Raw genomic sequence first — 24,353 nt, forward strand, 5'->3', positions numbered from 1 at the left:
GATTTTGTGGTTCAGAATACAACTGAGCAGGTGAACAGGTAATGGTACTGAAAATTGCGATTATAGATGATCATAAGCTTTACAGAGAAGGGGTTAAACGAATACTGGAAATGGAAGAGGGCATTGAAGTAGTTGCTGAAGGGGAAGATGGCCGCGATGCGCTCAAAATTGATAAAGCTTTTAAGCCGGATGTAATGATTATGGATATCGACATGCCAAATATGAATGGCATAAAAGCCACCGATAAGCTGAGTGAAAACAAATCAAAAAGCAAAACCATTATTTTATCTTTTTATGACGATGAAAATTATGTCACCCGGGTGCTGCAGAATGGTGCTGCCGGATACCTGATCAAAGATATTGGTGCCAAAAGGCTGATAGAAGCAATAAGGGTTGTTGCCGGCGGCGGCAGTTATCTGGATCCAAAGGTAACAAAAAATATTATTAAGGAATACAGGAGACTTACAGAATTAAATTCAACAGGCCATTACTGCAATCAAAACTATCAGCGTCCGCTGCATATATTGACCCGGCGCGAATGTGAAGTGCTGCAGCTGCTGGCAGATGGAAATAGCAATACTGATATCAGTAAAATTCTTTTTATAAGCGATAAGACAGTTAAAAATCATGTTAGCAGCATTCTAAGAAAGATAAAGGTCCATGATCGGACACAGGCAGTATTACTGGCGATTAAAAGAGGCTGGGTTAGAATCGGTTAGGATTTTAAAAATGCACTGAATTTATAAAAAGGCATGTTCTCAGAGCATGTCTTTTTATGGTTGAGCTGTAAATTGGGATGAGTAAGCATTGACGGTAATAGAAAAGATATATTGGAAGAGCCTGAAAAGATAGGTGATAACATGAATAGGTTTTATAAACGCTACTCAGATTTAATTTTTCATTTGCTCAGTGAAAATAATTGGATCAGCTTAGCGCAGCTTGCAGAACGAACAGGCTTTTCCAAAAGCACGATATGGCGTGATCTGGAATTCCTGGAGACGATTATGCCGGGGGATTGGAAGCTCGCCAAGCATGAGTCCTTAGGCGTTAAGTTAAAAAAGCCTGAAAGCGGCACGCTTGAAAGCATCTTAAGAGAAATTCGCGAAAAAAATACGTATTTTCATACGTTAAAGCTGATTCTAATGAGCGATGGAATTGACATTTCCCAAATATCCAATAAGGTGCATATTAGCCGTTCGACCGCATACCGACACATCGAGAAGCTGCAGGAAGTTCTGAAAGAATCCCAGCTTACTTTAACTCCAAGTCCTTTCAAAGCAGTTGGTGATGAAAGAAATATCAGGCGTTTTCTCATGCAATACTTGGATTTGATGAGCTTTAGACCTGAAGCTGAGAAGGATTGGCTGCATTCCGGAGGTTTTCAGCAGGCATTGCTGGAGGTAACATCAGGCCATTCGATGACACTCCGGACAGGAGCCATTCAACGCCTCAAAATGGTTATCTATATTTCAAATCTGCGTATGTCCAAGGGATATTTTGTATCGTTTCCAAAAGCTTTTCTGGATGCATATAAAGAAAGTAAATATTTCCTAGCTGCCAAAGATTTAGTGCATTTTATAGCTAAAGCCAAAATTCCATCCAGGGAAACACAGCTTCAGGAGATACTGTTCTTTGCCGTTTATTTAATGAGCGAGGAAAGGCCGACGAATCGGGCGCAGCATCTGCGTTATCTGCGCAGGAGGAGGATAGGTGAAAAAGAACATCCCTTTTCTGTCTACTTGGAACGCCTTTCTAACATAGCCGGCTTCAATCTGACAGATGATGATATCTTCTTATTTCACATTTACCAGACCTTTAAAAGGATCTATCTGGGGAAAGAATTTAATACGGAAACACTGCATAGCTCAATGCTTCAGCATCTTCCGTATTATGAGACTAACTCACTTTTTATAACATTAGAGAACTTGGGAGTCAAAACATTCTCGAAAATCCCCCTTGTTTTCAATAAACTGGATGTACTTGAGATTTTTACTCTTTTCCAGGCTGCTATTCTGCGAAGGAAGAATAAACATATCATACAGGCTGCACTGGTATGCCGTACTTATTACGAAAAAGATTATATCAGGGAAGTGCTAAAATATCATTTTGGAAACCAGCTTGCTATATCCACTCTTGATTCATCCAGCGTTGATTTAATTTCTGAATATGAAGAGTTTGATTTAGTCATTTCTACTGAGCTTTATCAGTCATCCAAGCTGATAGGACACCTGCCGGCCATACATGTTTCTGCTTTTCCGACAGGGTCGGAGCTTATGGAAATCAGGCAATTCATACATGATCACTTCTTTGAACAAATTGGGCTGGACAAAGAATTGATCTATCCCTTTGAAAAATAAGCAGGTAAATATGAAGACGCCTTCAAACTGGTAAGGGGTTCCGTTTGGGGAGAGAAATTGACAAATAGCAATAAAAATAGCAGGCTAATTCGCTTATGAATTAGACCTGCTATTTTTGTTGTTATAACAATGTTTTCATTTAATTTTGTGGCGAATTAGCACTTTAATTAGTATCTTAATTATCAAGCGTACAATAATTATTGTACACCAAAAAAAGAAGTGTCAATTAGTGTGCTAAATGACTTGTTAATCCGCAACTTGTCCTTGAGTAGAACCTTACTCTTTTGTGCCTCTAGGAAGGAATTGTGTAATACAATTGTAAATATTGAATATTCCATTAACGGGGCAGTTTTGTTGAAGAAGAATTTTTAATATATTCTCGAGAAAGGTCTTAAATCAAATAAAGCTTTTTTCGGAGGAAGATATGGAAGAGTTTAAAGTGAAGCAATTAAAAAGTCTGTTTTATATTGATTTAGCCCATTTAGATAAGGAAAGCAAAGAAGAGGGTTTTTGGTTTCTTGATAGATTAGTTAATGATTTTGAAAATGGAACTAATAAATTTAATAAGTCTGGGGAATCTTTAAATGGTTTGTTTAACAAAGAAGGTGTTCTAATTGCTATTGGAGGGCTTAATATAGATCCATTTTCAAATGATGAAAAAGTTGGACGGTTGAGAAGGTTCTATGTTTCTAATAATTATCGAAGGAGGGGTCTTGGAAGACTTTTGTTAACAAAAATAATTAACGATGCAAAACACATTTATAAGGTTTTAGTACTTCATACAGATACAGAACAAGGAGATAAATTTTATACCTCTCTTGGATTTTCAAAGGAAAATATTTATCCAAATTCAACCCATTATTTAAGCCTATTTAATATGTGATGTGTTATTAAAAAAATGATGCGTTATATGATCCAGCTGCCAAACCAGGTGCTTTTTGAACAAAAGGGGCAGGTTTGTGGAGGAAGAGCCCTTGAATGCTATCTCACTTTGTAGCCTTTCAAGAATTAATACAAAATAAAAAGGTACTTCCCTACAGTGAAAGCACCTTTACTATAATTTAATCCCAGATTCTAATCCGTGGTACCCCTGCAGTTCTTAAATAATCCAAAAGCTGGCCAGTGTGAATTGATTCGTGGTAGGCAATACGGAGGAGCATATCCCCCAAGTCTCTTATGTATCCTGAATCAGAGCGGTCTATCTTTATGTTTGTCAAATCTTCCTCAGAAAATGACTTGATTGTATCAATGAACTTATTGCGATATGGTTTTGCAAACTCCAATTCCGCGTTTACAGTAGTGAAAGGTCTATTTTCAAAAGGTGAAATAAACTCTGAAAGACTTCCTCTATTTATAAGTGCTAGGTGATAATAATGTTCACTTTCCAGAACATGCCTGATCATTTCTATGCAATTCATGGCTTCATCATCAGGCTTCCATTTTAATTTTTCTTCAGGAATTGATGTCCACACATTAACGCTTCTTCTTCGAACTTCATTAAAGTTTAAAATAATTAGGTCAATTGAATTCAATTGAACCCCTCCCTTAGTAGTCATAAATGAATTATACACGAATATATGTTCCGGTGGAATTTTTGTTGAGATTTATTAGAAACTATTTTAACGAATTACTACAAGTATTTGTGCCAGGTGGTAATCGAGACTGAATTGTTAATGTTCTTATTAAACAAAAGGGCAGGTTGCTTGCCATTGCACGAAATGAAAGTGCATCACTCCCAGCAATGGAACAGGATCAATACGTTTCTGTGGCAAATTTCAACAAATTATCCTGGGCGCAGTTACTGGCTGGTTTAGACACGGTACGCTCCAACACGTTAAGCCTTATTTCAACCATTGATGATGCAGCATGGGTTCGTAATGGAATTGTAATGACCAGCCCCGTTTCGGTAGGTACCATTGCATATGGAATTGCCGGGCACGAGCTACACCATATGAAAGTGATTAGTGATAAATACTTATAAGTCTTTTTCCATTAATGAAAAAACCTAATTTCTTATTTAATCTGAAAAATTAGATTTATATTTTTAACATTAAAACTTCCTTTACGTAGTAAATCTGTATTTTCCGACGCTAGCCCTTATAGCGAATAAAGCATTGAAATGATGACCGCCGCTTATTTGGGAAAGGAAAAAGACGGAACAGATGACTTTACAAGCGACAAATGAGTAGATGAACTAATAAATAAATTGGACCAGATGTACTAAAAGAGATGTATATGAAAAAGCAACAAAATAATTAAATAAAACTTCAATTAACGGGGGCTTTAACTAAATAAGAAGTTAATACCACAAAAAACCCAGAGCCATTTAGGTCTGGGTTTTTTGTGTTAAATACAGTGTTATTTACACTGCTATTACGGATGGTAATTTGGGTGTGATTTAAGGTTTTCCCTCCCTAATCGGAATCCCTTATCAAACTGGAGGTGTTTTTTTATTTATTTTTTCAAAATATGTTGATTTTGATAATCATTATCAATTAAAATATGATAATTGATAATCGTTTTCATACATAGTTTAGATTTTAAGGAGGCGAAGAATTGATTAATAGCCCTCAAGTATCCGTCCGCACAATGACTGACCAGAATTTAACGGACTTTATCCGGTGTCCTTATAGATTTTATTACACACATATTGAAAAGAAAAAACATCCCCTTGGCTGGCGTCAGGCCATTCAGCATATTATCAATAAAGTCGCTTCATCGTATTTTCAACTGCCTCAAAGCCATCGGACACCTGCAAATGTTATGATGCTGATCGATCAATATTGGGGAAGGCTGGAGCTGCGCATGTTTGATTCCCAGCTCCAATATTATATGGCTGCAGCAGCAGTTACAGATGGTTTAATGAGAAACTTAAGCAGTGAATCTGAAATCGATCAGCCGCTGTTTTTGTATGAAAAGTTTAAAATAAATCTAAAAGAGCTGAATGCAGATCTTTCTTTAACTTTTGATGTGGCGGAATGGCAGCAGGATTCTTTTAATGTGAAGAAATTCCTGGTGGATGCTGACAAGCAAATGCTTGAGCTTTATTGCCATCTAACAGTGGTTTTTTCAGAAAAGGTATTTGGAATAAGGCCGGCCAGAATTGAAGTCGTGACATTAATGGATGGTGAGAGGCACGTATTCAATCCAAGTAAAGATAGCCTTGAAGCGGGATTAAACTATCTGCAGATGATGAAGACGCTTCTCGAAGACACAAAGCAGTTTTCTGATTTGTATAATATGAATGAGTGTCCAGCCTGTCCTTTTCAGGATGTCTGTGACAGGGATGAAAAGAAAGAGGGAAAACAAAAATACTTATCCTAAAAAGGCGCCTGGGAAATCCGGGCGCTTCTGCTTGTATGAACCTATTTAGGGTGAATGTATTTCCATTGCTTTTAAATGAATTTCCCGCTAAAGTTTTTAAAGGGATGTCAGATAGAAAGGCTGTGATTCTTTTTTGAAAATACTTATTACAGGTGCAAATGGTTTTTTAGGGAAAAAGCTTGCATTGAAGCTTTTGGAAGAGGGGCATGAACTTTATTTATTAGTCAGAAGCAGAAAGCGGCTGGACGCCTTTATGCAGGGCGAAGGAAGCGGCTTTTCCAAGCAGATTCATATATTGGAAGGCGATGTTACAGAGGAGCATCTCGGAATAAATAGAGAACTTGCGGGTTCATTAAAAGGAAAGGTAGATGCTTTATACCATAGTGCAGCACTTCTATCATTCGATGAAAGAGATCGGGATATGACTTTTGAAGTGAATGTGGGCGGAACAGAAAATGTCCTGAAGCTTGCTTTGGAAATAAATTGTCCTAAGGTCTTATATATCAGTACCGCCTATACGGTTGGGACAGAGAATGTGGGGGCGGAAGCTCTTTACTCAGCGGAAAGGCAATTTGTAAATCCGTATGAAGCTTCTAAATGTGTGGCAGAACACCTAGTATATACCTTCCGGGATAAACTGGATATTGTTATCCTCCGTCCGGGGATTATCATCGGTGATTCCAGAACAGGTGAAGCTGATACGAATTTTGGCTTATATGGATTTCTAAAAGGCATCAAGATTTTAAAAAAACGGGCAATTAGAAAACAAGACGGCCAAACCTGCAGAATCTATCTGGATCCTGATGTGGCCCAGAATTTTGTGCCGGTGAATTATGTTATTGATACACTGGATGCCGCCTTAATTCATGGAGTAAATGGCGCGATATACAATATTACAAACCCTAACCCGCCTCTGCAATCAGACATATATGAAATAGTAAAAGAGGTATTGGATTTTCCGCAATTGAAGATGTGTGTCCCTGGATCCTCTGCAGAAATGACAAATGAGGAAAAGGCCTTTCATGAATCAATGAGCATTTTCCACAGTTATTTCCAAAGGACCATTGATTTTCCGTCAGAAAATACGGAAAATCTGCTTGCAGCTGCCGGGATTCCCATGCTGCAGATGGATCGTGAGGTATTAACGAGAATAATAGCAGGATATTTGCTCGATAAAGCGAGTATATCTTCCTGACGAGAAAAAGACCGGGGATTTGAATTCCCGGTCTTCATTTATTCATTCCTGCCTGTTTCCCGCCTTTTTGGGCACCTGCTTCAAGGGGGGCTTTTAAAAGCTTACGGTGTTTAATTTCCATATTCTGAATTTGATTCAATTCCTCAATTAAGTCATGGATGGAGAGAATTTCATAGAGAATGGCTGTCCCAGGCTGGACATGGTGTTGTGTGCGCGGTTTTAAACCGCCCGCAGGGTCCAGTTGTTTTTGCTCAATAAACCACTGTGTTACCTGGCTGATTTTTTTACGCTGGCTTTCTGTAATAAGAAAGCCGGGATCATACAGACTGTCTTTTAGATCCTCAAGAACTGACAAGGCGAACTTTTTCCTGCTTTTCTCAAGGTCCAGCCTGCCAGGCGGCAGGAAGATCAAGTTACCGGCGTGATAGGTGATCTGCCTTAAAATAGTCAGTTTTTTATATTCATAATGAAAGTCCCGCATATCTTCACGGCTGAATCGGTGATATCTATATTCAGCTTTTTGATAATGGCATAAAGTTTCCGTTTTATCGATATCTTTAATAAGTCCTTGGAAATCAGAACGTATAGTGCCATCAGCTTCCTGTGATCTAAAAATCTCAAGGCCTCTTTTAAGTAAAATATCACCGGATCGTCTGTAAAGGGCGTGGATATTTTTCATGATCGATTTTGAGTAATTGGGCGGCATGACAAAAAAGTTTACTGCTGTAGAAACGACAATTCCTGTAGTGGTAGTCCCCAATCGAATGAAAAAAGAGGACAGATAATGATCATGTACCGTTGAGATCATAGCAACACCGGTCAATGTAGCCACCAGCATTCCATCATGAAGCTTAAGCTTATGGCAGACGATGATTGTTGCAAGCGATACGGAAGCATAACTATACGGGCTGTCACCGAAAATGAACGTAAATAATACAGCAAATCCCGCACCAATGGCAGCCGCCGGAAACCTGACATATGCTTTCCGGATGGAGTCCGCAACAGTGGGCTCAATCGTTACGATGGCCGTAATCACAGCAAACATGGCTGGCCAATTCAGCATATGGCAAATAAAAGCTGTAATAAAAACAGCCAGTCCGGTTTTGGCAATTCGTCCTCCTATAAATTTATATGGAATAGTCTGTTTCATAAAAAATCCTTCTTTAAATCTGTGTTTTTAATATAAATTTTATATTAGTGCAAGGGACCAATAAGAGCAAATGCAAATCTTCTGATAAAATAGAATTATCCCGGTGACAGGCTCTGATAGTATGTTAAAATAGACAACTATATAGTATAGATAATGAATATATATAAGATTTTAACAAAGGGAAGGGTGAGTTTGAGTGTCAATTGAAAGTGTGAAAGCCCATTTTAAGAAATGGGACCGGGAACAGGATGTAATGGAGTTTGATTCTTCAAGCGCAACAGTGGAACAGGCTGCTGAAACAATCGGTGTCTGCCCTGCACAAATTGCCAAAACGCTTTCCTTCAGGGGTGATGGGGATGAAGCAATTCTTGTGGTGGCAGCAGGTGACGCGAAAATTGACAACAAGAAGTTCCGGAAAACGTTTGGATTTAAAGCCCGCATGCTTTCAGCGGAGGAAGTTCTCGAACAGACCGGCCATGCTGTTGGCGGAGTATGTCCATTTGGACTGAAGAATGACCTGGAAGTCTATCTGGATGAATCTATGAACAGATTCGAAACACTTTTCCCTGCATGCGGAAGCAGCAATTCTGCCATTGAACTGACTCCTGCTGAAATTAATACATATTCAGATGCCAAAGCCTGGGTGGATGTCTGCAAGGACTGGGAAGATGCACTGATCGTTGAACGGCCTTTGGAGAAAATAACGAAATAATCGTTCTGCAAAATAATTAAATAATGTATTATTATGATTATATATGAATAAATATATAGATTGACGGATTAGGAGAGCAGATATATGGAAAAAAATCTGATTATTAAACAAATCGATGATCTTCAAGCTGATTTTTATAGAATAAGCACATACATAGGCGAGAATCCTGAACTGGGGCATGAAGAGTACAAGGCATGCAAAGTTTTGACAGAGGAGCTCAAGAAGCATGGATTCTCCGTGGAAATTGGCACATGCGGCCTGCCGACTGCTTTTACGGCGACCTATGACAGCGGGAAAGAAGGGCCTGTAATCGGATATATGTCTGAATATGATGCACTGCCTGAAGTTGGGCATGCATGCGGCCATAATCTTATTGGGACAATGGGAATTGCTGCCGGAATAGGTTTGAGCAAAGTGATTCATGAAACGGGAGGAAAAGTCATTGTCTTTGGCACGCCTGCAGAGGAGACAAAGGGCGGCAAGGTGACAATGGCCGAAGCGGGTATTTTTGACGCTTTGGATGCAGCAATTATGGTTCATCCCCTCGACAATTATGTGAAAAGCGGTTCATCACTGGCGATGGATGCGATTCAGTTTGAGTTTTTTGGAAAGTCAGCACACGCAGCTGCCAGCCCGCATTTGGGAATAAATGCGCTGGATGCTGTTCTGCAAACGTTCAACAGCATAAATGCTTTGCGCCAGCATATCAAACCTGATGCCCGAATACACGGTATTATTACGGAAGGGGGCAAGGCTGCAAATGTTGTTCCGGATTATGCAGTTGCGCAATTTTATGTTCGTGCAGCCAAACGTGAGTATGTAAATGAACTTGTAGAAAAGGTCAAAAAATGTGCTGAAGGGGCGGCTCTGCAGACGGGTGCCGAAATGAAGTGGTCATTTTATGAATTCTCATATGATGATATGGTTACGAACAGCCCTTTATCAGAAGCATTTAATAAGGAACTGATTTCCCTAGGTGTGAATGAGGAGGAAATAATGGAGCAGAAGGATGGCTCAGGTTCTTTGGACATGGGGAATGTCAGCCAGGCGACACCTTCCATTCATCCTTATATTAAAATTACAAATGAGGCTTATGCCTGCCATACACATGAATTCCGCGAAGCTGCTATGAGTGAGAAGGCCAGAGAAGCCATGATCCTTGGAGCAAAGGCAATGGCACTTACAGGGTATGAAGTGTTAACAAATAAGGAGCTTTTAAAAAGGGTCAAAGAAGAATTTGAGTCGAATAAGGCATTAGCATAAGTTCAAAATAAGGCCATGATCCGCAAAAGGATCATGGCCTCTCTATTATGATAAACTATTCCATTCTGAATATAGTCCGGTTCCATTGCAGCCCTGACAGTCAAATTGGTTAGCGTGATAAGCGAATTCGTTCCCCGGATAAAGTGAAAAACCCCTGCCGTAACAGTCCGGACACTTGTTTTCTTCCTTCATGCGATTGACATGATTCTGATATCTCATTTCGCGCCATTCATTAAAGGCATTCAATAATCCCATTTTTTTCACCTCAGCCATTTTTTCCTTATTTTGAATAAAATGGACAGTTTTTATACACGTTGACAATATAGTATATGAATAAAGTGGGACTAGTGTGAAAAAAAGCTTGTCTTACTTTTTTTTGAGTCTGAACCTGGAGTACCTTCGGACACAGCGACCGGGTTTTTCCAATGTTGAGTCTGAATCTGGAGCAACTTCGGACACAGCGACCGGGTTTTTCCAATGTTGAGTCTGAACCTGGAGCAACTTCGGACACAGCGACCAGGCTTTTCTAATGTTGAGTCTGAACCTGAAGCAACTTCGGACACAGCGACCAGGCTTTTCTAATGTTGAGTCTGAACCTGGAGCAACTTCGGACACAGCGACCGGGTTTTTCTAATGTTGAGTACGAACCTGAAGCAACTTCGGACACAGCGACCAAGTCTTTCCAATGTTGAGTCTGAACCTGAAGCAACTTCGGACACAGCGACCAGACTTTTTCCATTTTTGAGTCTGAACCCGAGGTAACTACCGACTCAGCGTCATTATTTATGATGCCATTTTTCGCTGAGAGCTTCGATAAAAATGCTGACATTTCTTTTTTCCTGCATAATGGGAGAAAGTACATGGGACAGAGTGCGTTTGAATTCCTGATTTTTCACCTTGATGATAGACAGGTTGTTTTGTTTTACGTCCCTTGCAACTACGCTTCCGGAAAGAATGCTCATTCCCAGCCCATTGATGAGTGTTTCTTTTATTCCCTGGTTGCTTGAGATTGTCAGGAGTGATTTCACCTTAAGCCCATTTGATCTGACCACATGGTTAAAATACTCCCTGGTTCCTGACCCGTTTTCCCTCATGATCCAAGCCTGATCCTGGAGGTCGGCAATGGTTGCTTCTTCTTTTTGTGCCAAGGGATGCTCGTTGGAGGTCACAATAAATAATTCATCCTCTAAAAAGGGAGTCACGATAAGCTCTTTTTCATTTGTCTGGCCCTCAATTAAGCCGATATCGACATGATGGGAGCGTGTGGACTGGACAACTTCCTCCGTGTTGGCAATAGTGATCTGGAGATTCAGTTCAGGATATTCATTCTGCAAATTAAGGAGAATGGGAGGCAGGATGTATTCCCCTATTGTGAAACTGGCCGCAATTTTCAGATCCCCTTTAATAGTATGCTGCTGATCTAAAATTTCCTGCCTGGTTTGCTCGTAAATGGTAATCATCTGCTTGGCCCTGTCATATAATATTTCACCGCTGGGCGTAATCTTCAAGTATTTTGGAGAACGCTGAAAGAGTTTTGTCTGAAATTCCTTCTCCAGATTTTTGATATGGAGGCTGACACTGGGCTGAGACATGAGAAGGAGCTCTGCCGTCTTTGTAAAGTTTTTCACTTCAGCCAAGGTGACGAATGTTCTTAACGCATCATAATGCAAAATATCACCCTTTTGTAATTAATAATATTAATAGTTATGATAATTAATATTTATTTTACTAATGCTAAATCATTCGGTAAAGTATTAGATATATATTTTTTTAATTATAAACCCGACTTTTTTTATAGGAAAAGAAGAATATTAAAGAAATAAGAATAAACCAGCCCTATTCTGCTGGTTTGCGAGGTGGATCATGTTGCAACTTCAGGTAATGAACAGTCCGTTTAACCAGGAGCAGACAGAGCTCCTGAATCGTCTTCTCCCGACTTTGACAGAGACACAATCCCTATGGCTTAGCGGTTATCTTGCCGCGATACAGACCTCATCATTGCAGGCTGCCCCGGCAGTGGAAGAACGTCCCGCACCGGCAGCGGCGCCGGCCATTCCAAAAGAAGTGACCATTTTATTTGGGTCTCAGACCGGGAATGCGCAGAATCTGGCAAAAAAAGCCGGGAAAACGCTTGAGGAGAGAGGTTTTCAAGTAAACGTCTCTGCCATGAGCGATTTTAAGCCCAATAACCTTAAAAAGGTCAAAAATCTGTTAATTGTCGTCAGTACTCATGGTGAGGGAGACCCGCCGGACAACGCTTTGACATTCCATGAATTTGTTCACGGAAAAAGGGCTCCAAAACTGGAAGACTTCCGTTACTCAGTTTTGGCTCTTGGCGACAGCTCATATGAATTTTTCTGCCAGACTGGGAAGGATTTTGATAAACGTCTCGAGGAGCTTGGCGGAACGAGAATAACGCCGAGGGTAGACTGTGATCTTGATTTTGACGAACCGGCGTCCGAGTGGACGAAAGCCGTATTAGCCGGCTTGAGCGAAGGGGTAAGCAGCAATCCTTCTCCTTCAGCAGCTTCAGTTTCAACTGATGCACCTGCAGAGTCTGTCTATTCCCGGTCGAATCCATTCAGGGCAGAAGTGCTTGAGAATATTAATCTCAATGGCCGCGGCTCCAATAAAGAAACACGCCATCTTGAGATTTCGTTAGAGGGTTCGGGACTGACATATCAGCCTGGTGACAGTCTTGGGGTATATCCGGAAAATGATCCTGAATTGGTTGGCCTGCTTTTAGCTGAGATGAACTGGGATCCCGAGGAATCAGTAAGAGTGAAGGATGGAGCTGTTACATTAAAACAAGCACTTACGGCTCACTTTGAGATCACTGTCCTGACCAAACCGCTTGTAGAAAAGGCTGCAAAGCTGTCTGGTAATGAAGAGCTGCACCAGCTTGCCACAGACAGCAATCAACTGAAATCCTATATCGATGGCCGCGATTTAATTGATTTAGTCCGTGATTTTAAGCCATGGAACAGTTCGGCACAGGAGTTTATCTCTATACTGCGCAAGATGCCTGCGCGTCTATATTCTATTTCAAGCAGCTTTGAGGCAAATCCTGATGAAGTACACTTAACTATCGGTGCGGTCCGCTATGACGCCCATGGCCGTGAACGCAAAGGGGTCTGTTCGATTCTTTGTGCGGAGCGTCTCCAGCCTGGCGATACATTGCCAGTATTTATTCAGCATAATGAAAACTTTAAACTGCCTGAAAACCCGGAAACACCAATCATTATGGTTGGTCCCGGAACCGGAATTGCACCATTCCGATCTTTTATGCAGGAGCGTGAAGAAAACGGCGCGGAAGGGAAATCATGGCTATTCTTCGGCGACCAGCATTTTGTAACAGATTTTCTTTATCAGACTGAATGGCAAAAGTGGCTCAAGGATGGAGTCTTGTCAAAGCTGGACGTTGCTTTTTCCAGGGATGATGATGAAAAGGTTTATGTTCAGAATAGAATGCAGGAAAATAGCAGGGAGCTATTCCAGTGGCTCGAGGAAGGTGCGGCTGTGTACATCTGTGGTGATGAGAAAAACATGGCGCATGATGTCCATAACACACTCATAGATATTATTGAAAAAGAAGGCGGTTTGAGCCGTGAACAGGCTGTGGAATACCTGGCCGATATGCAGAAAAATAAACGCTACCAGCGCGACGTATATTGATTTGGAAGGAAAGGAGTTTTTCAGCATGGTAAATCCAAATTTAAAAGCACCGGACGGACCTCCGAGTGATGTTGAGGGAATTAAGGATCGAAGCAACTTTTTGCGCGGAACGCTGGCGGAAGTCATGCAGGACCGGATCAGCGCCGGGATCCCGGATGATGATAACAGATTAATGAAGCACCACGGCAGCTATCTGCAGGATGACCGGGATCTCCGGAATGAACGCCAGAAGCAGAAGCTTGAGCCGGCTTATCAGTTTATGCTCCGCCTGCGTCTTCCCGGAGGGGTCGCCACACCGGAGCAATGGCTTGTCGTGGATGACTTGGCTGAGAAGTATGGCAACGGCACTCTCAAATTAACAACACGCCAGACCTTCCAGATGCATGGAATCCTGAAATGGAATATGAAAAAGACAATCCAGGCCATTCATTCGACGATGCTTGATACGATCGCGGCATGCGGAGATGTGAACCGGAATGTCATGTGCATCTCCAATCCCGATCAATCTGAGATTCATGAGGAAGTGTATGAGCTGGCGAAGATGCTAAGTGACGATCTTCTGCCCCGCACACGTGCCTATCATGAAATTTGGCTGGATGAAGAAAAAGTAGCCGGCACTCCAGAAGTGGATGAAGAGATTGAGCCGATGTATGGCCCGCTTTATTTGCCGAGAAAATTTAAGATTGGGATCGCTGTACCGCCTTCCAATGATATCGATGTCTTTTCACAGGATCTAGGCTTTATAGCGATAGTCGAAGATGGCAAGCTGGCTGGATTTAACGTGGCAATTGGCGGCGGAATGGGCTTCTCTCATGGAGATAAAGCCACATACCCGCAGCTTTCGAAGGTCTTCGGCTTTGTGACGCCAGATAAGATCTATGAAGTGGCTGAAAAGACCATTACGATTCAGCGCGATTACGGAAACCGCTCCGTCCGGAAAAATGCCCGTTTTAAATATACGGTTGACCGCCTAGGCCTGGAGACTGTTATAGAAGAGCTCGAGAACCGATTAGGCTGGAAACTGGAGGAAGCCCGCGGATTCAAGTTTGATTCCAACGGTGACCGCTATGGATGGGTAAAGGGTGTCCGCGGAAAATGGCATTTTACGATGTTCATAGAAGGAGGCCGTGTGGCAGACTTCGACGGGTATAAATTGAAAACCGCACTGCGGGAGATCGCCAAGGTTCATGAAGGCGATTTCAGGCTGACTGCCAATCAGAACCTGATTATCGGCAGTGTGGCTGATGAAGATAAGGCTGTGATTGAGTCGCTGATTGAAAAATATGGCTTAACAGACGGAAGCCGCTTCAGTGCACTGCGCCGCGGATCCATGGCCTGTGTGGCCCTGCCGACCTGCGGGTTGGCGATGGCTGAGGCTGAGCGCTATTTGCCTGGATTGATCGATAAAATTGATGAAATCGCCGATGAGGCAGGCTTGCGGAATGAAGAAATTACGATCCGCATGACTGGCTGCCCGAACGGCTGCGCACGTCACGCACTCGGAGAAATCGGCTTTATCGGCAAGGCGGTCGGCAAGTACAATATGTATCTCGGAGCAGCCTTTGACGGAAGCCGCCTCAGCAAAATGTACCGCGAAAATATCGGGGAAGAAGAAATCCTGAACGAGCTGCGCGTCATCCTGCCTCGCTACGCGCGCGAACGTCACGACGGCGAGCATTTTGGCGACTTCGTGATCCGAGCGGGGATTATTGAAGCGACAACGGATGGGACTAATTTTCATGATTGAGGTAGAGGAAAGATGGGGCTGGGGCCCTGTCTTTTTTTCTTCTCAAGTTCGATAAACGAGAGCTAAACGAAAATAAAATGGACTAGTTCGAAAGTAAATTCATCTATAAGAAAGAAAAAAGTCCTTATCAGCAAGTAAAAATACTTATCCGAAAATAAATCCATCATAATGAATAAAAAGAAGGGATTTTCCTCAATGAGTAGAAATCTAAACAAGATAATTATAGATTGGAGTGAAAAAATGATTGTAAAACAGCGTGAAATCCCTCTTGTGATTCTCAAATTGGAAGCTCTTCTTCGCAGGCTGCCACCTCATCAGCTATTTCGCAATAAGGATGGAGAAGAAAGTGTTTTTCCATGTCCCATTTTTCAAGTGAATCGTCAGGAAAACCAACTAAAGGATAATGGTCTTGGACAGTTACCTATTTTTTTAAAAGTAGTAATCACAAATCCTCATACTGGAATTAAATCAATTCCCCCTAATGTAAACCTCAGTCAAAAAGTCATCCACAAAGTAGTATTGCCATCGAAAATAATACAAATTGAAACAAATATCTCTTAAAATCAAATCTCTGAAAAACAACTTAAGAAATCAATCCGACTCTTAAAGAAGGCAGCTGTTAAATCAGATTCATCTTACATAATTAAGGAAGATATCGCAACAGGTGTATTTTGTCCTAACTGCAATCTTATGCCTATGAAAAGGTAAAGCGAACATGGCATTGTAAAGCATGCAGGAGAAATTATAAAGCGGCCCACATTAATGCCATTAAAGATTTTAGTTTGATATTTGGAACCAGCATAACAAACAGAGAACTTCGGAGTTTTCTTCAAATAGAATCTATTACTGTTGCTACACGAATACTCAACTCTATGGAACTACCCCACACCGGAGGATATAAGGGCAGAAAATATGAATTAATATCAATTGATGATAAGAATAAAGGTTTTTAAAATGAAATGTCGAAACATTTAGATATCTACACCTACCAAAGGAGGATTTATCATGCCAAACGAGGAAATGCTTTTGATTCCGGGGCCGACGCCTGTTGTGGATTCAATTTATAACGCGATGTCACAGGAGACACGGGGGCATACGGATCCAAGGTTTGCTGCTGTTTATAAAAGAGCGATTGAGAAAACGAGGGAGATGCTGAAGGCGGATGGAGAGGTGTTTGTCATTTCCGGCTCCGGAACGATTGCAATGGAAATGGCTCTGGTGAACACGGTAGCAGCAGGAGAACGGCTATTGATTATAAGCCAGGGCTATTTCGGTGATCGGTTCTTGCATTTAGCCAAGGCATTCGGAATTGAGGCAGATATTATTCAGTCCGAATGGGGAAAGCAGGTGGACCCGGCAGCCGTTGAGGAAAAACTTGCGTCCCAACCCTATAAAGCTGTGACGATTACCCATGCTGATACGTCTACAGGTGTTGCGGCTGATCTGGATTCCCTAGTGCCAATCATTAAAAAGCACGGGGCACTTGTCATTCTGGATGGAGTCTGTGCGACGGCTGCGATGGAAGAGGATATGAGCAAGTCATATGGCGAAGGGAAAATTGATGTCGTTTTAACAGGCTCACAGAAGGCGATCGGTGTCCCGCCAGGACTTGCTGTTGTGGCATTCAATGAGACAGCATTGGCTGCCCGTGAACAAATGGAGCGAGTTCCTGCCTACTATTGCGATATCTATAATTGGATTCCCATTATGCATGACCCGCAAAAATACTTTGCCACACCACCTGTGAATCTGATCTATGCCTATGATGAGGGAATGAGACTGGTGTTAGCAGAAGGAATGGAAAATCGTTATAAGCGCCATGAAGCATTTGGTAAAGCTGTCCGGGCTGCACTTGCTGAATATGGTATGAAGGCAATTGCTGATGAAAATGCCGCTGCAGCAACTCTCAGCTGCATTTTATATCCAAAGGGACTGGACGATTCGGAGTTCCGGGCATCTCTTGCGAAAAAAGGTGTCATTGTTGCCGGAGCTCTGGCCCATCTGGCAGGGAAAGCATTCCGAATCGGCCATATGGGGAATACGACTGAGGCCATGCTGGAAAAAGCAATTGTGCTAATCGGTGAAACAATGAACGAATTGGGATTTGAGGCAGATATCCAAAAAGCAGCTGATAGGTTTAGAGAACTGGCACTGCCTGTTGCTTAATAAGGAGAGAAAAGATGCCTGATTTGACTGAGATAGAATTTGGAGAATTAAAACTAATAGGGATCCGCGTCTTATGCCCGCCGGATCAGTATCCAGCTGAAATTCCGCAGGCTATTCACCTATTATCGGAACGCCTAACAGAAATTAAGGGAGCTGTAAATTCAGATCGCCTTGTTGGTGCCTTCAAAGTGGAGGAAGACTCTCCTGAAGAAGACGGGTATTGGATTGGCATTGAGGTGAAGGAATTTATTAGTATTCCTAATGGTATGAGCTCATTAGAAATTCCGCCGCAAAAATATGCTTCTATCCGGCACAAAGGATCTAATGATGAGATTGGGAATTCCTATAGGGAATTGCACAGCTGGATTGAAGAAAAGGGTTACAAACGGCTGAAAAATAAGTGGCACATAGAAATCCATTACAGCTGGGAAAGTATTGAGGATTTAGATATAGAGCTGCTGGATACGATAGCATAAGGTTAAAAGACTGCCTTCCCGGCAGTCTTTTCCCTGAAAAAAGAAGAATGGAGAATTTAAACGTGATAGATTATCGGATTAAACATGTGAAGGGATACGATGATAAAATAGGAGACCTTGTTTCAATGCTCGAACATACCAGGTCTGTGACTCTTAAAGATGTTGCTGGCTTGACACAGAATGAGCTGGATTTTCTTCCCGATGAAAACGGTAATTCAATAGGATCCCTTCTGAAGCATATTGCTTTTGTTGAATATGTTCACCAAATCATTGCTTTTGAAAATAGAGATCTTAACGATGAAGAATTTTCGAAATGGTCCGCGGCGTATGAACTGGGTGAGAAAGCAAGGAATGAATTTAATAATCATCCACTTGGATTTTACTTGGATGAACTGTCAGCGATTAGAGAGAAAACGTTGAAACTCTTAGCATCCAAGCAGGATAGCTGGCTATACGAAGAAGGTAAGTGGAGCAATGGAGTCCCTTTCAATAACTATTGGTTCTGGTATCACGTTATGGAGGATGAAATCAGCCATCGCGGGCAAATCCGGGTGATAAAAAGACAGCTGGCAGCCCAGAGGTGATAAGATAACCGTCTGCCTTTTTCCATAAATATGAAACTTAACTTCCTTTTGTTCGTATATAAGGGAAAACATTTAAAGGCTGTTTAATGGATGAGAAAAATGAATTGGGGTTTTTCAGGAAGCGGAATGGGATTTGGTCTGTCTCTGGGATTCGTTTTTGGGATTCTTTTTGAAAATTGGGCTTTGGGCATTGCTAAGGGAGTTGCTTTTGGGGCATCGTTTGGATCCTCAGAAAAGAAGTAAAGGAGGATCTGCCTTGATTAAAAATAAAAAGCTCTTTATGACATCCATTGTCTTAATCTTTATTTCCATGGCTTTGAACTTTCCTTTTCCGCATGAAAATCGACTAGGTGAAGCAGGGGTTATGATATTAAATATTCCAATTAATTCAGCGGACGGAATTCATTATATAGGGATTTTTATTCTCCTTTTACTTGTGCTGGGTATGGTCTTGCTTCATCGTTCACTAAAAATATCATTTGTGATCATTTTTTGCCGTTATCATCATCGTTTCCCTTCTTCCTCCTTCTCTGGCTGAGGCTTATCAAAAAACGCTGGCAAATGGCATCAATGCCGTTTCCTATATAAAAGATGAAAGTCAATGTAAGTTTGTAATGATTGGTGAAGATACTTTGCAGGGAACTTGTGAACTGCCATTTGAAAATTACAGCAATGAGGAAGTTTCTTTTACAATCGGCTTATATGACAGATATTTATTTGAAGAGGATGTAAAGATGCTTTCACTGATGAACAGCGGTAAACCAAGTAACGTTAAATTGCTCCCTAACGAAGCTAAGGTTGTCCGGATTGAGAAAGAGAGATCGATGTGTCAAAAATCAAAAATCACGTTGAAAATGGAGAGGCCGCTTATGTAAGCATCATTATTCAGTCTGGTGAGAAAAACAGGAAATTGTAAGAGGAGCTGAAACAATGAACATTGAGTTAAAACCCGTCACAAGAGACAACTGGGAAGAAGCCATACAGATGAAGGTAAAAGAATCACAGCGTGATTTCGTTCCCTCAGCGGCTGTTTCACTTGCAAAGGTATATATTAAACCGGATGGGGATGCAGTAGAGTATATCCCATTCTCAATATATGACAATGATAAAATGATTGGTTTCATCATGCATGCCTATGAGCCGGATACAGTTAGTATGTATTGGATAAACGGTTTTTTTATTGATCAGAAGTATCAGGGCAGGGGCTATGGCCGTGCAGCATTAGGCGGGATGATCAGCTGGATAAAAACTAAATTTCCAAAATGTGAGGAAATCCGCTTAACGGTTCATAAAGATAATCAACACGCAAGGAAACTTTATAAAAACTTTGGATTTTCCCCCGCCGGTGAGATATGGGGAGAGGAAGAGGTTTACTATTTTTCGGTATAAAGGAGTTATTTATGATTAATGAAACACTGGAATTAAATAAGAAAAGCTGGGACGAAGCGGCTAAAAGGTTTTATGGGCGCAATCCGCTGCCTGAATATGGACCGTTAGCGCCAACTGAAGATGACCTTAAATTGTTCGGAGATGTGCGCAGCTTAAAGATGCTGGAGATTGGGTGCGGCAGCGGTCATTCCCTAAAATATTTGGACCAGCGGGGAGCAGGTGAATTATGGGGATTGGATTTGTCTCCCAGGCAAATCCAATCCGCGAAGGAACTTCTAATAAATTCTTCATCGCTGGTAGAGCTGTTTGAATCTCCGATGGAACAAAATCCCGGAATCCCAGCTGATTATTTCGATGCCGTTTTTTCCATTTATGCGATTGGCTGGACCACGAATTTAGAAAAGACGCTGAAAAACGTTCATTCCTACCTTAAATCAGGCGGGGTGTTTATTTTCAGCTGGGAGCATCCAATGTATAACCGGATTAAGGCTGAAAATGGAGAATTAATGATGGATAAATCCTATCATGAAGAAGGCCCCTATCAGCACATAGCATGGAACCAGCCTGCCATTATGCAGCAATATAAATTAAGTACATATATCAATTTATTAATTGAAAACGGGTTTTTGATTGAAAGGGTAATTGAAGATGTCAGCCTTACTGAGGAAGATGTTCAGCGGCATGCCAATCGATGGTATTCCTATGAAAAGGCAAGAGCTATACCCGCTGCTTTTATTATTAAATGCAGAAAGCTAAAGCATGTGGAGATAAAAAAATGAAGAAAGAAATCATAATTGATTGTGGTGAAGTAATTCTAAGGGAATACAGGATGGAGGATGTCCAGGCACTCTATGAAATTACTTCCCAGCCGGAAGTTTATGAGTTTATTCCAGGTGCACAGGCTACTCTGGAGCAGCGGGTGAACTGGATGAAGAATTATGAAATTCCGGCGAATGAAAAATTCAAGGCCTTGATGCCAGAACTGAAGGATGCCGGATTTTTGAATCTGGGAATCTTTCTAAAGGAAACTGGAGAGTTTATTGGCTTTTGCAATACAGGTATAAAGGATGAATTGCCGGAACCGAACAGGGAAATTGGCTATGCCATCTCAAAGCACTGCCGGAATAAAGGCTATTCTACCCTTGCTGCAAAAGGGCTAATAGGTTTTCTTTTTGAAAAAACGGCTCTTGAAACACTAAATGCTGTTGCATTGACCAGCAACACCAGTTCCAATAAAGTTCTGCAAAAATGCGGTTTCAAGCTTACTGGCGAAATAGAGATTGATGGAGAACCGTTTTTCCATTACATCATGAGAAAAAGGATTGGGCATAAATAATCTTCGAAGACACCCGCCATTTAATATGGGGGGTGTCCCGTTATTTTGGTTATAGATCAGATTTAGGATTTGTATTAAATGTGCCGTTTTTATTTTCCTTTTCATGCCCCCGCACCTGGTCTCCGCCATTTCCTTTTTCATGCACCTTTTTGCCGCCAAGCTTTACGTTTGGATATTCTTGTTCCCGCATGGTCTTCACCTCCATGTTAATTAAATTATCCATAAAGGATAAAAATATATAAATTTTTGGGTTTTTATATGGAAATAACACTAATCAGACATGGCAGGTCAGGGTATATAGCAGGTCACCGCCTGAATAGCCGTGAATTTAAGAAATGGGTTGAAACGTATAACCGTATAGGGATTCTTGAGGATGAGGTTTGTCCTTCGGATGCACTGGAAAAAGGGTTTTCAGCATCTTTCATACTCACAAGTAATTTGAAAAGGTCTATCGAGTCCGCTAAATGCATAAATCCCTTCGCAAAGATACAAGCAGATCCATTATTCCGAGAAGCTGGATTGCCCATTCCTGCAAGTAATTTGCCTGGATTGAAATTAAGGCCCAATACCTGGGCACTAGTATTAAGATTACTTAGGATATGTGGCTATTCACAAGGATTTGAATCATACTGGGATGCAAAGCTGCGGGCAAAGCAAGCATCACTATTATTAATCTCAATTGCAAAAGAACATCATTCTGCTGTTCTCGCGGGACACGGTTTTTTAACCTGTAAATTGCGCGGGAGCTTCAAAAAGCCGGATGGACCGGTAAGAGAAAAACAGGTTCAAAGCATTGGAACACAGATACTTACGTTCGTTTCGGAGGGGATGAAAATGTTAATACCTAACCTATCATCGAAATTCAAGACATTTGGACAATATGAATGCCGCGGTTCGAGTAATCTTTATGAATTTTTATCTAATAAAATTGAAGAGGATGAGGAATTGCTGGTTTTGGCATCTGAGGCGAGAGACGGCCAGCCTGTGCCAAATTTGTTTTTTGGGGCCATTCATTATCTGCTGTTACAAGGGAAAGAGCATGTACTTAAGGAATTCTATCCAAGTATAGTGGAGGATCCAAGAAACCTTCAAGATTCCTTCCAAAGCTTTAAAGATTTCTGCAGGCTGTATTCACAAGAAATTAAAGAGATAATACAAACAAGAATAGTTCAGACGAATGAAGTAAGGCGCTGTGCTTACCTGTACCCGGTATTCGCTTATATTTACCAGCAAACCAAAAAGCCGCTGGCCCTGATTGAGATAGGGACTAGCGCCGGCCTGCAGCTTCTTTGGGATCAATACAGCTACTCTTATGGAACAGGAGAAACATACGGGAATCCAAACATGAACGTTCATTTATCCTCTGAAATCAAGGGGAGCCAAGTCCCGGTTTTTCCTGAAGAAATGCCGCCGGTTGCTTCAAGAATTGGCATTGATCTTCATATAAATGACTTGAATATCGGGGAAGATTTTTTGTGGCTGAAATCACTTATCTGGCCTGAACATGAGGAGAGAAGAACTCTATTCGAAAAAGCTGCCCAATGTGTAAAGAAAAATTCAATCAGCCTGATTGAAGGAGATGGTGTTGAGTTATTGCCAGGTCTGATTGAACGTATACCTGATGAGCATTCAATCTGTGTATTCCACACACATGTGGCCAATCAAATGCCTCCCGATGTTAAAGAGAAGCTGCTTGCAAAAATAAAAGCAAGCGGACGCATGAGGGACATTTTTCATATTTATAACAATATCCAGGACCGGAATCTGCATCTTGATTATTATCTGGATTCTAAAGAATACAAGAAATCCGTCGGCCAAACAGAAGGGCATGGCAAGTGGTTTACCTGGGATTTGAATTAGATTTCATTAATCTTTCGCTCTCCGAAAATTTTGAAACTTGACATCATCTGTTATACTTATCTAGGTAAGTATATATTGTTTTAACCTATTAACAGATATATCTTGCAAATATTAAGTGATAGGTGGAAATACAAATGAGTCAAAAACCGTACAGAGTATTACTTTACTACATGTATGTTCCGATTGAGGACCCTGAGGAGTTCGCAAGGGAGCATAAAGCATTCTGCAATGAGCTGGGCCTTAAAGGGCGTATTCTTGTTGCAAATGAAGGAATTAATGGGACTGTATCCGGACCAGTGGAACAGACCGACCGCTATATGGAAGCGATGAAGCAGGATCCGCGCTTTGCGGAGATGGTTTTCAAAATAGATGAAGCAGATGGACATGCATTTCCTAAGATGAAGGTTCGTGCACGCCCTGAGCTTGTAACACTTCGCCTTGAAGACGATGTGAACCCGAACGAGATTACTGGGAAATACCTTGAGCCAAAAGAGTTCTACGAAAGACTTCAGGATGAAGACACGATTGTGCTGGATGCACGAAATGATTATGAATATGATCTTGGACACTTCAGAGGAGCGATCAGGCCGGATATTGAAAACTTCCGCGACCTGCCAAACTGGGTCCGTGAAAATAAGGAATTGCTTGGCGATAAAAAGATCATTACGTATTGCACAGGCGGCATCCGCTGTGAAAAGTTCTCCGGCTGGCTTGTAAAAGAAGGCTTTGAAGATGTAGCCCAGCTTCACGGAGGAATTGTCACATATGGAAAAGACCCAGAGGTTCAGGGTCAGCTATGGGATGGCCAGCTTTATGTATTCGATGATCGCATTGGCGTACCAGTTAACCAAAAGGAGCATGTAATCGTAGGTAAGGACTACTTCACAGGCGAGCCTTGTGAACGCTACGTCAACTGTGCAAATCCTGCCTGCAATAAAAAAATTCTTTGCTCTGAAGAAAACGAGCATAAATATATGCGCAGCTGTTCTGATGAATGCCGCATGCATCCCCGGAACCGTTATATTGCTGAGCACGGCCTTTCAGAGGCAGAAGTGGAAGAAAGATTAGAAAAAGTAAGAGCATAAGGTATTTAGAGCAGATTTTCCTTTTGGGAAACTG

At 41.5% G+C, this 24,353-nt stretch carries 27 protein-coding genes; 22 read left to right on the top strand and 5 right to left on the bottom strand.

Translation table 11 applies throughout. The annotated features are described in order from the left end of the window. Positions 1–41: 41 nt before the first annotated feature. The 3 genes from NYE23_RS04985 (at position 42) to NYE23_RS04995 (ending at position 3,240) form a co-directional block, all read left to right on the top strand. Positions 42–719, top strand: a complete 678-nt coding sequence (locus NYE23_RS04985) for a response regulator transcription factor (RefSeq protein ID WP_341075917.1) — start codon at positions 42–44, stop codon at positions 717–719. A 141-nt stretch (positions 720–860) separates the two neighbouring features. After that, positions 861–2,357: a helix-turn-helix domain-containing protein gene (locus tag NYE23_RS04990; protein ID WP_341075921.1), complete on the top strand. Its 1,497-nt coding sequence runs from the start codon at positions 861–863 to the stop codon at positions 2,355–2,357. Between the two features lie 424 nt (positions 2,358–2,781). After that, positions 2,782–3,240: a GNAT family N-acetyltransferase gene (locus NYE23_RS04995; protein WP_341075923.1), complete on the top strand. Its 459-nt coding sequence runs from the start codon at positions 2,782–2,784 to the stop codon at positions 3,238–3,240. Between the two features lie 178 nt (positions 3,241–3,418). Here NYE23_RS04995 and NYE23_RS05000 read toward each other — a convergent pair whose 3' ends face one another. Continuing rightward, positions 3,419–3,889, bottom strand: coding sequence for a DinB family protein (locus tag NYE23_RS05000; protein ID WP_197248836.1), 471 nt, complete (start codon positions 3,887–3,889; stop codon positions 3,419–3,421). Between the two features lie 167 nt (positions 3,890–4,056). On the opposite strand from NYE23_RS05000, the gene NYE23_RS05005 reads away from it, so the two are divergent. The 3 genes from NYE23_RS05005 (at position 4,057) to NYE23_RS05015 (ending at position 6,876) form a co-directional block, all read left to right on the top strand. Further along, a complete protein-coding gene (locus tag NYE23_RS05005; protein WP_341075926.1) occupies positions 4,057–4,338 on the top strand; it encodes a DinB family protein in 282 nt (93 codons plus the stop codon). 575 nt (positions 4,339–4,913) lie between these two features. Then, positions 4,914–5,681, top strand: coding sequence for a hypothetical protein (locus NYE23_RS05010; protein WP_341075929.1), 768 nt, complete (start codon positions 4,914–4,916; stop codon positions 5,679–5,681). Positions 5,682–5,814: 133 nt separating this feature from the next. Beyond that, complete coding sequence (locus NYE23_RS05015; RefSeq protein WP_341075931.1) at positions 5,815–6,876, top strand: SDR family NAD(P)-dependent oxidoreductase; 1,062 nt, start codon at positions 5,815–5,817, stop codon at positions 6,874–6,876. 34 nt (positions 6,877–6,910) lie between these two features. Here NYE23_RS05015 and NYE23_RS05020 read toward each other — a convergent pair whose 3' ends face one another. Then, the gene (locus tag NYE23_RS05020) at positions 6,911–8,026 is read right to left on the bottom strand and encodes an aromatic acid exporter family protein (RefSeq protein WP_341075933.1); all 1,116 of its coding nucleotides are present in this window, start codon (positions 8,024–8,026) and stop codon (positions 6,911–6,913) included. 196 nt (positions 8,027–8,222) lie between these two features. Here NYE23_RS05020 and NYE23_RS05025 point away from each other — a divergent pair, with 196 nt between their 5' ends. Beyond that, the gene (locus tag NYE23_RS05025; protein ID WP_341075934.1) at positions 8,223–8,738 is read left to right on the top strand and encodes a YbaK/EbsC family protein; all 516 of its coding nucleotides are present in this window, start codon (positions 8,223–8,225) and stop codon (positions 8,736–8,738) included. An 84-nt stretch (positions 8,739–8,822) separates the two neighbouring features. After that, positions 8,823–10,001, top strand: a complete 1,179-nt coding sequence (locus NYE23_RS05030) for a M20 family metallopeptidase (protein ID WP_341075936.1) — start codon at positions 8,823–8,825, stop codon at positions 9,999–10,001. Positions 10,002–10,046: 45 nt separating this feature from the next. Here the strand turns inward: NYE23_RS05030 and NYE23_RS05035 are convergent, their stop codons facing one another. Both NYE23_RS05035 and NYE23_RS05040 read right to left on the bottom strand, forming a co-directional pair. Further along, positions 10,047–10,256, bottom strand: coding sequence for a hypothetical protein (locus NYE23_RS05035; protein ID WP_035329519.1), 210 nt, complete (start codon positions 10,254–10,256; stop codon positions 10,047–10,049). 524 nt (positions 10,257–10,780) lie between these two features. Next, positions 10,781–11,671, bottom strand: a complete 891-nt coding sequence (locus tag NYE23_RS05040) for a LysR family transcriptional regulator (RefSeq protein ID WP_341075937.1) — start codon at positions 11,669–11,671, stop codon at positions 10,781–10,783. Between the two features lie 196 nt (positions 11,672–11,867). On the opposite strand from NYE23_RS05040, the gene NYE23_RS05045 reads away from it, so the two are divergent. The 12 genes from NYE23_RS05045 to NYE23_RS05100 all read left to right on the top strand — a co-directional run bounded on the left by NYE23_RS05045 (position 11,868) and on the right by NYE23_RS05100 (position 21,374). Then, complete coding sequence (locus NYE23_RS05045; protein ID WP_341080599.1) at positions 11,868–13,676, top strand: assimilatory sulfite reductase (NADPH) flavoprotein subunit; 1,809 nt, start codon at positions 11,868–11,870, stop codon at positions 13,674–13,676. Positions 13,677–13,701: 25 nt separating this feature from the next. After that, on the top strand, positions 13,702–15,423 hold the full coding sequence (gene cysI, locus NYE23_RS05050; protein WP_341075938.1) for an assimilatory sulfite reductase (NADPH) hemoprotein subunit: 1,722 nt from the start codon (positions 13,702–13,704) through the stop codon (positions 15,421–15,423). A gap of 195 nt (positions 15,424–15,618) precedes the next feature. Then, positions 15,619–15,984 carry a hypothetical protein gene (locus tag NYE23_RS05055; RefSeq protein ID WP_341075939.1) on the top strand — a complete coding sequence of 122 codons (366 nt, stop codon included), beginning with the start codon at positions 15,619–15,621 and terminating at the stop codon, positions 15,982–15,984. Positions 15,985–16,428: 444 nt separating this feature from the next. After that, positions 16,429–17,589, top strand: a complete 1,161-nt coding sequence (locus NYE23_RS05060) for a pyridoxal-phosphate-dependent aminotransferase family protein (protein WP_341075941.1) — start codon at positions 16,429–16,431, stop codon at positions 17,587–17,589. A 14-nt stretch (positions 17,590–17,603) separates the two neighbouring features. Then, complete coding sequence (locus tag NYE23_RS05065; protein ID WP_341075942.1) at positions 17,604–18,065, top strand: GyrI-like domain-containing protein; 462 nt, start codon at positions 17,604–17,606, stop codon at positions 18,063–18,065. Between the two features lie 62 nt (positions 18,066–18,127). Next, the gene (locus tag NYE23_RS05070) at positions 18,128–18,649 is read left to right on the top strand and encodes a DinB family protein (protein WP_341075944.1); all 522 of its coding nucleotides are present in this window, start codon (positions 18,128–18,130) and stop codon (positions 18,647–18,649) included. 99 nt (positions 18,650–18,748) lie between these two features. Then, on the top strand, positions 18,749–18,892 hold the full coding sequence (locus tag NYE23_RS05075) for a hypothetical protein (RefSeq protein WP_341075946.1): 144 nt from the start codon (positions 18,749–18,751) through the stop codon (positions 18,890–18,892). 13 nt (positions 18,893–18,905) lie between these two features. Further along, positions 18,906–19,187, top strand: coding sequence for a hypothetical protein (locus tag NYE23_RS05080; RefSeq protein ID WP_341075947.1), 282 nt, complete (start codon positions 18,906–18,908; stop codon positions 19,185–19,187). Positions 19,188–19,263: 76 nt separating this feature from the next. After that, on the top strand, positions 19,264–19,524 hold the full coding sequence (locus NYE23_RS05085; RefSeq protein WP_341075948.1) for a hypothetical protein: 261 nt from the start codon (positions 19,264–19,266) through the stop codon (positions 19,522–19,524). A 55-nt stretch (positions 19,525–19,579) separates the two neighbouring features. Then, complete coding sequence (locus NYE23_RS05090; protein WP_341075949.1) at positions 19,580–20,038, top strand: GNAT family N-acetyltransferase; 459 nt, start codon at positions 19,580–19,582, stop codon at positions 20,036–20,038. A gap of 11 nt (positions 20,039–20,049) precedes the next feature. Further along, entirely contained in the window at positions 20,050–20,817 is a 768-nt protein-coding gene (locus tag NYE23_RS05095; protein ID WP_341075951.1) for a class I SAM-dependent methyltransferase, read from the top strand. After that, positions 20,814–21,374 (top strand): GNAT family N-acetyltransferase, encoded by a 561-nt coding sequence (locus tag NYE23_RS05100; RefSeq protein ID WP_341075953.1) that lies wholly within the window; start codon positions 20,814–20,816, stop codon positions 21,372–21,374. Before NYE23_RS05095 ends, NYE23_RS05100 begins: the two co-directional genes overlap by 4 nt. A 49-nt stretch (positions 21,375–21,423) precedes the next feature. Here the strand turns inward: NYE23_RS05100 and NYE23_RS05105 are convergent, their stop codons facing one another. Further along, on the bottom strand, positions 21,424–21,564 hold the full coding sequence (locus NYE23_RS05105) for a hypothetical protein (protein ID WP_175609156.1): 141 nt from the start codon (positions 21,562–21,564) through the stop codon (positions 21,424–21,426). 644 nt (positions 21,565–22,208) lie between these two features. Here NYE23_RS05105 and NYE23_RS05110 point away from each other — a divergent pair. Next, the gene (locus NYE23_RS05110) at positions 22,209–23,234 is read left to right on the top strand and encodes a DUF2332 domain-containing protein (RefSeq protein WP_341080601.1); all 1,026 of its coding nucleotides are present in this window, start codon (positions 22,209–22,211) and stop codon (positions 23,232–23,234) included. A 134-nt stretch (positions 23,235–23,368) separates the two neighbouring features. Beyond that, positions 23,369–24,319, top strand: coding sequence for an oxygen-dependent tRNA uridine(34) hydroxylase TrhO (trhO, locus tag NYE23_RS05115; protein WP_341075954.1), 951 nt, complete (start codon positions 23,369–23,371; stop codon positions 24,317–24,319). Positions 24,320–24,353: the final 34 nt, after the last annotated feature.

It is taken from the genome of Cytobacillus sp. FSL H8-0458, from assembly GCF_038002165.1.
In the GTDB taxonomy this organism is placed as follows: domain Bacteria; phylum Bacillota; class Bacilli; order Bacillales; family Cytobacillaceae; genus Cytobacillus.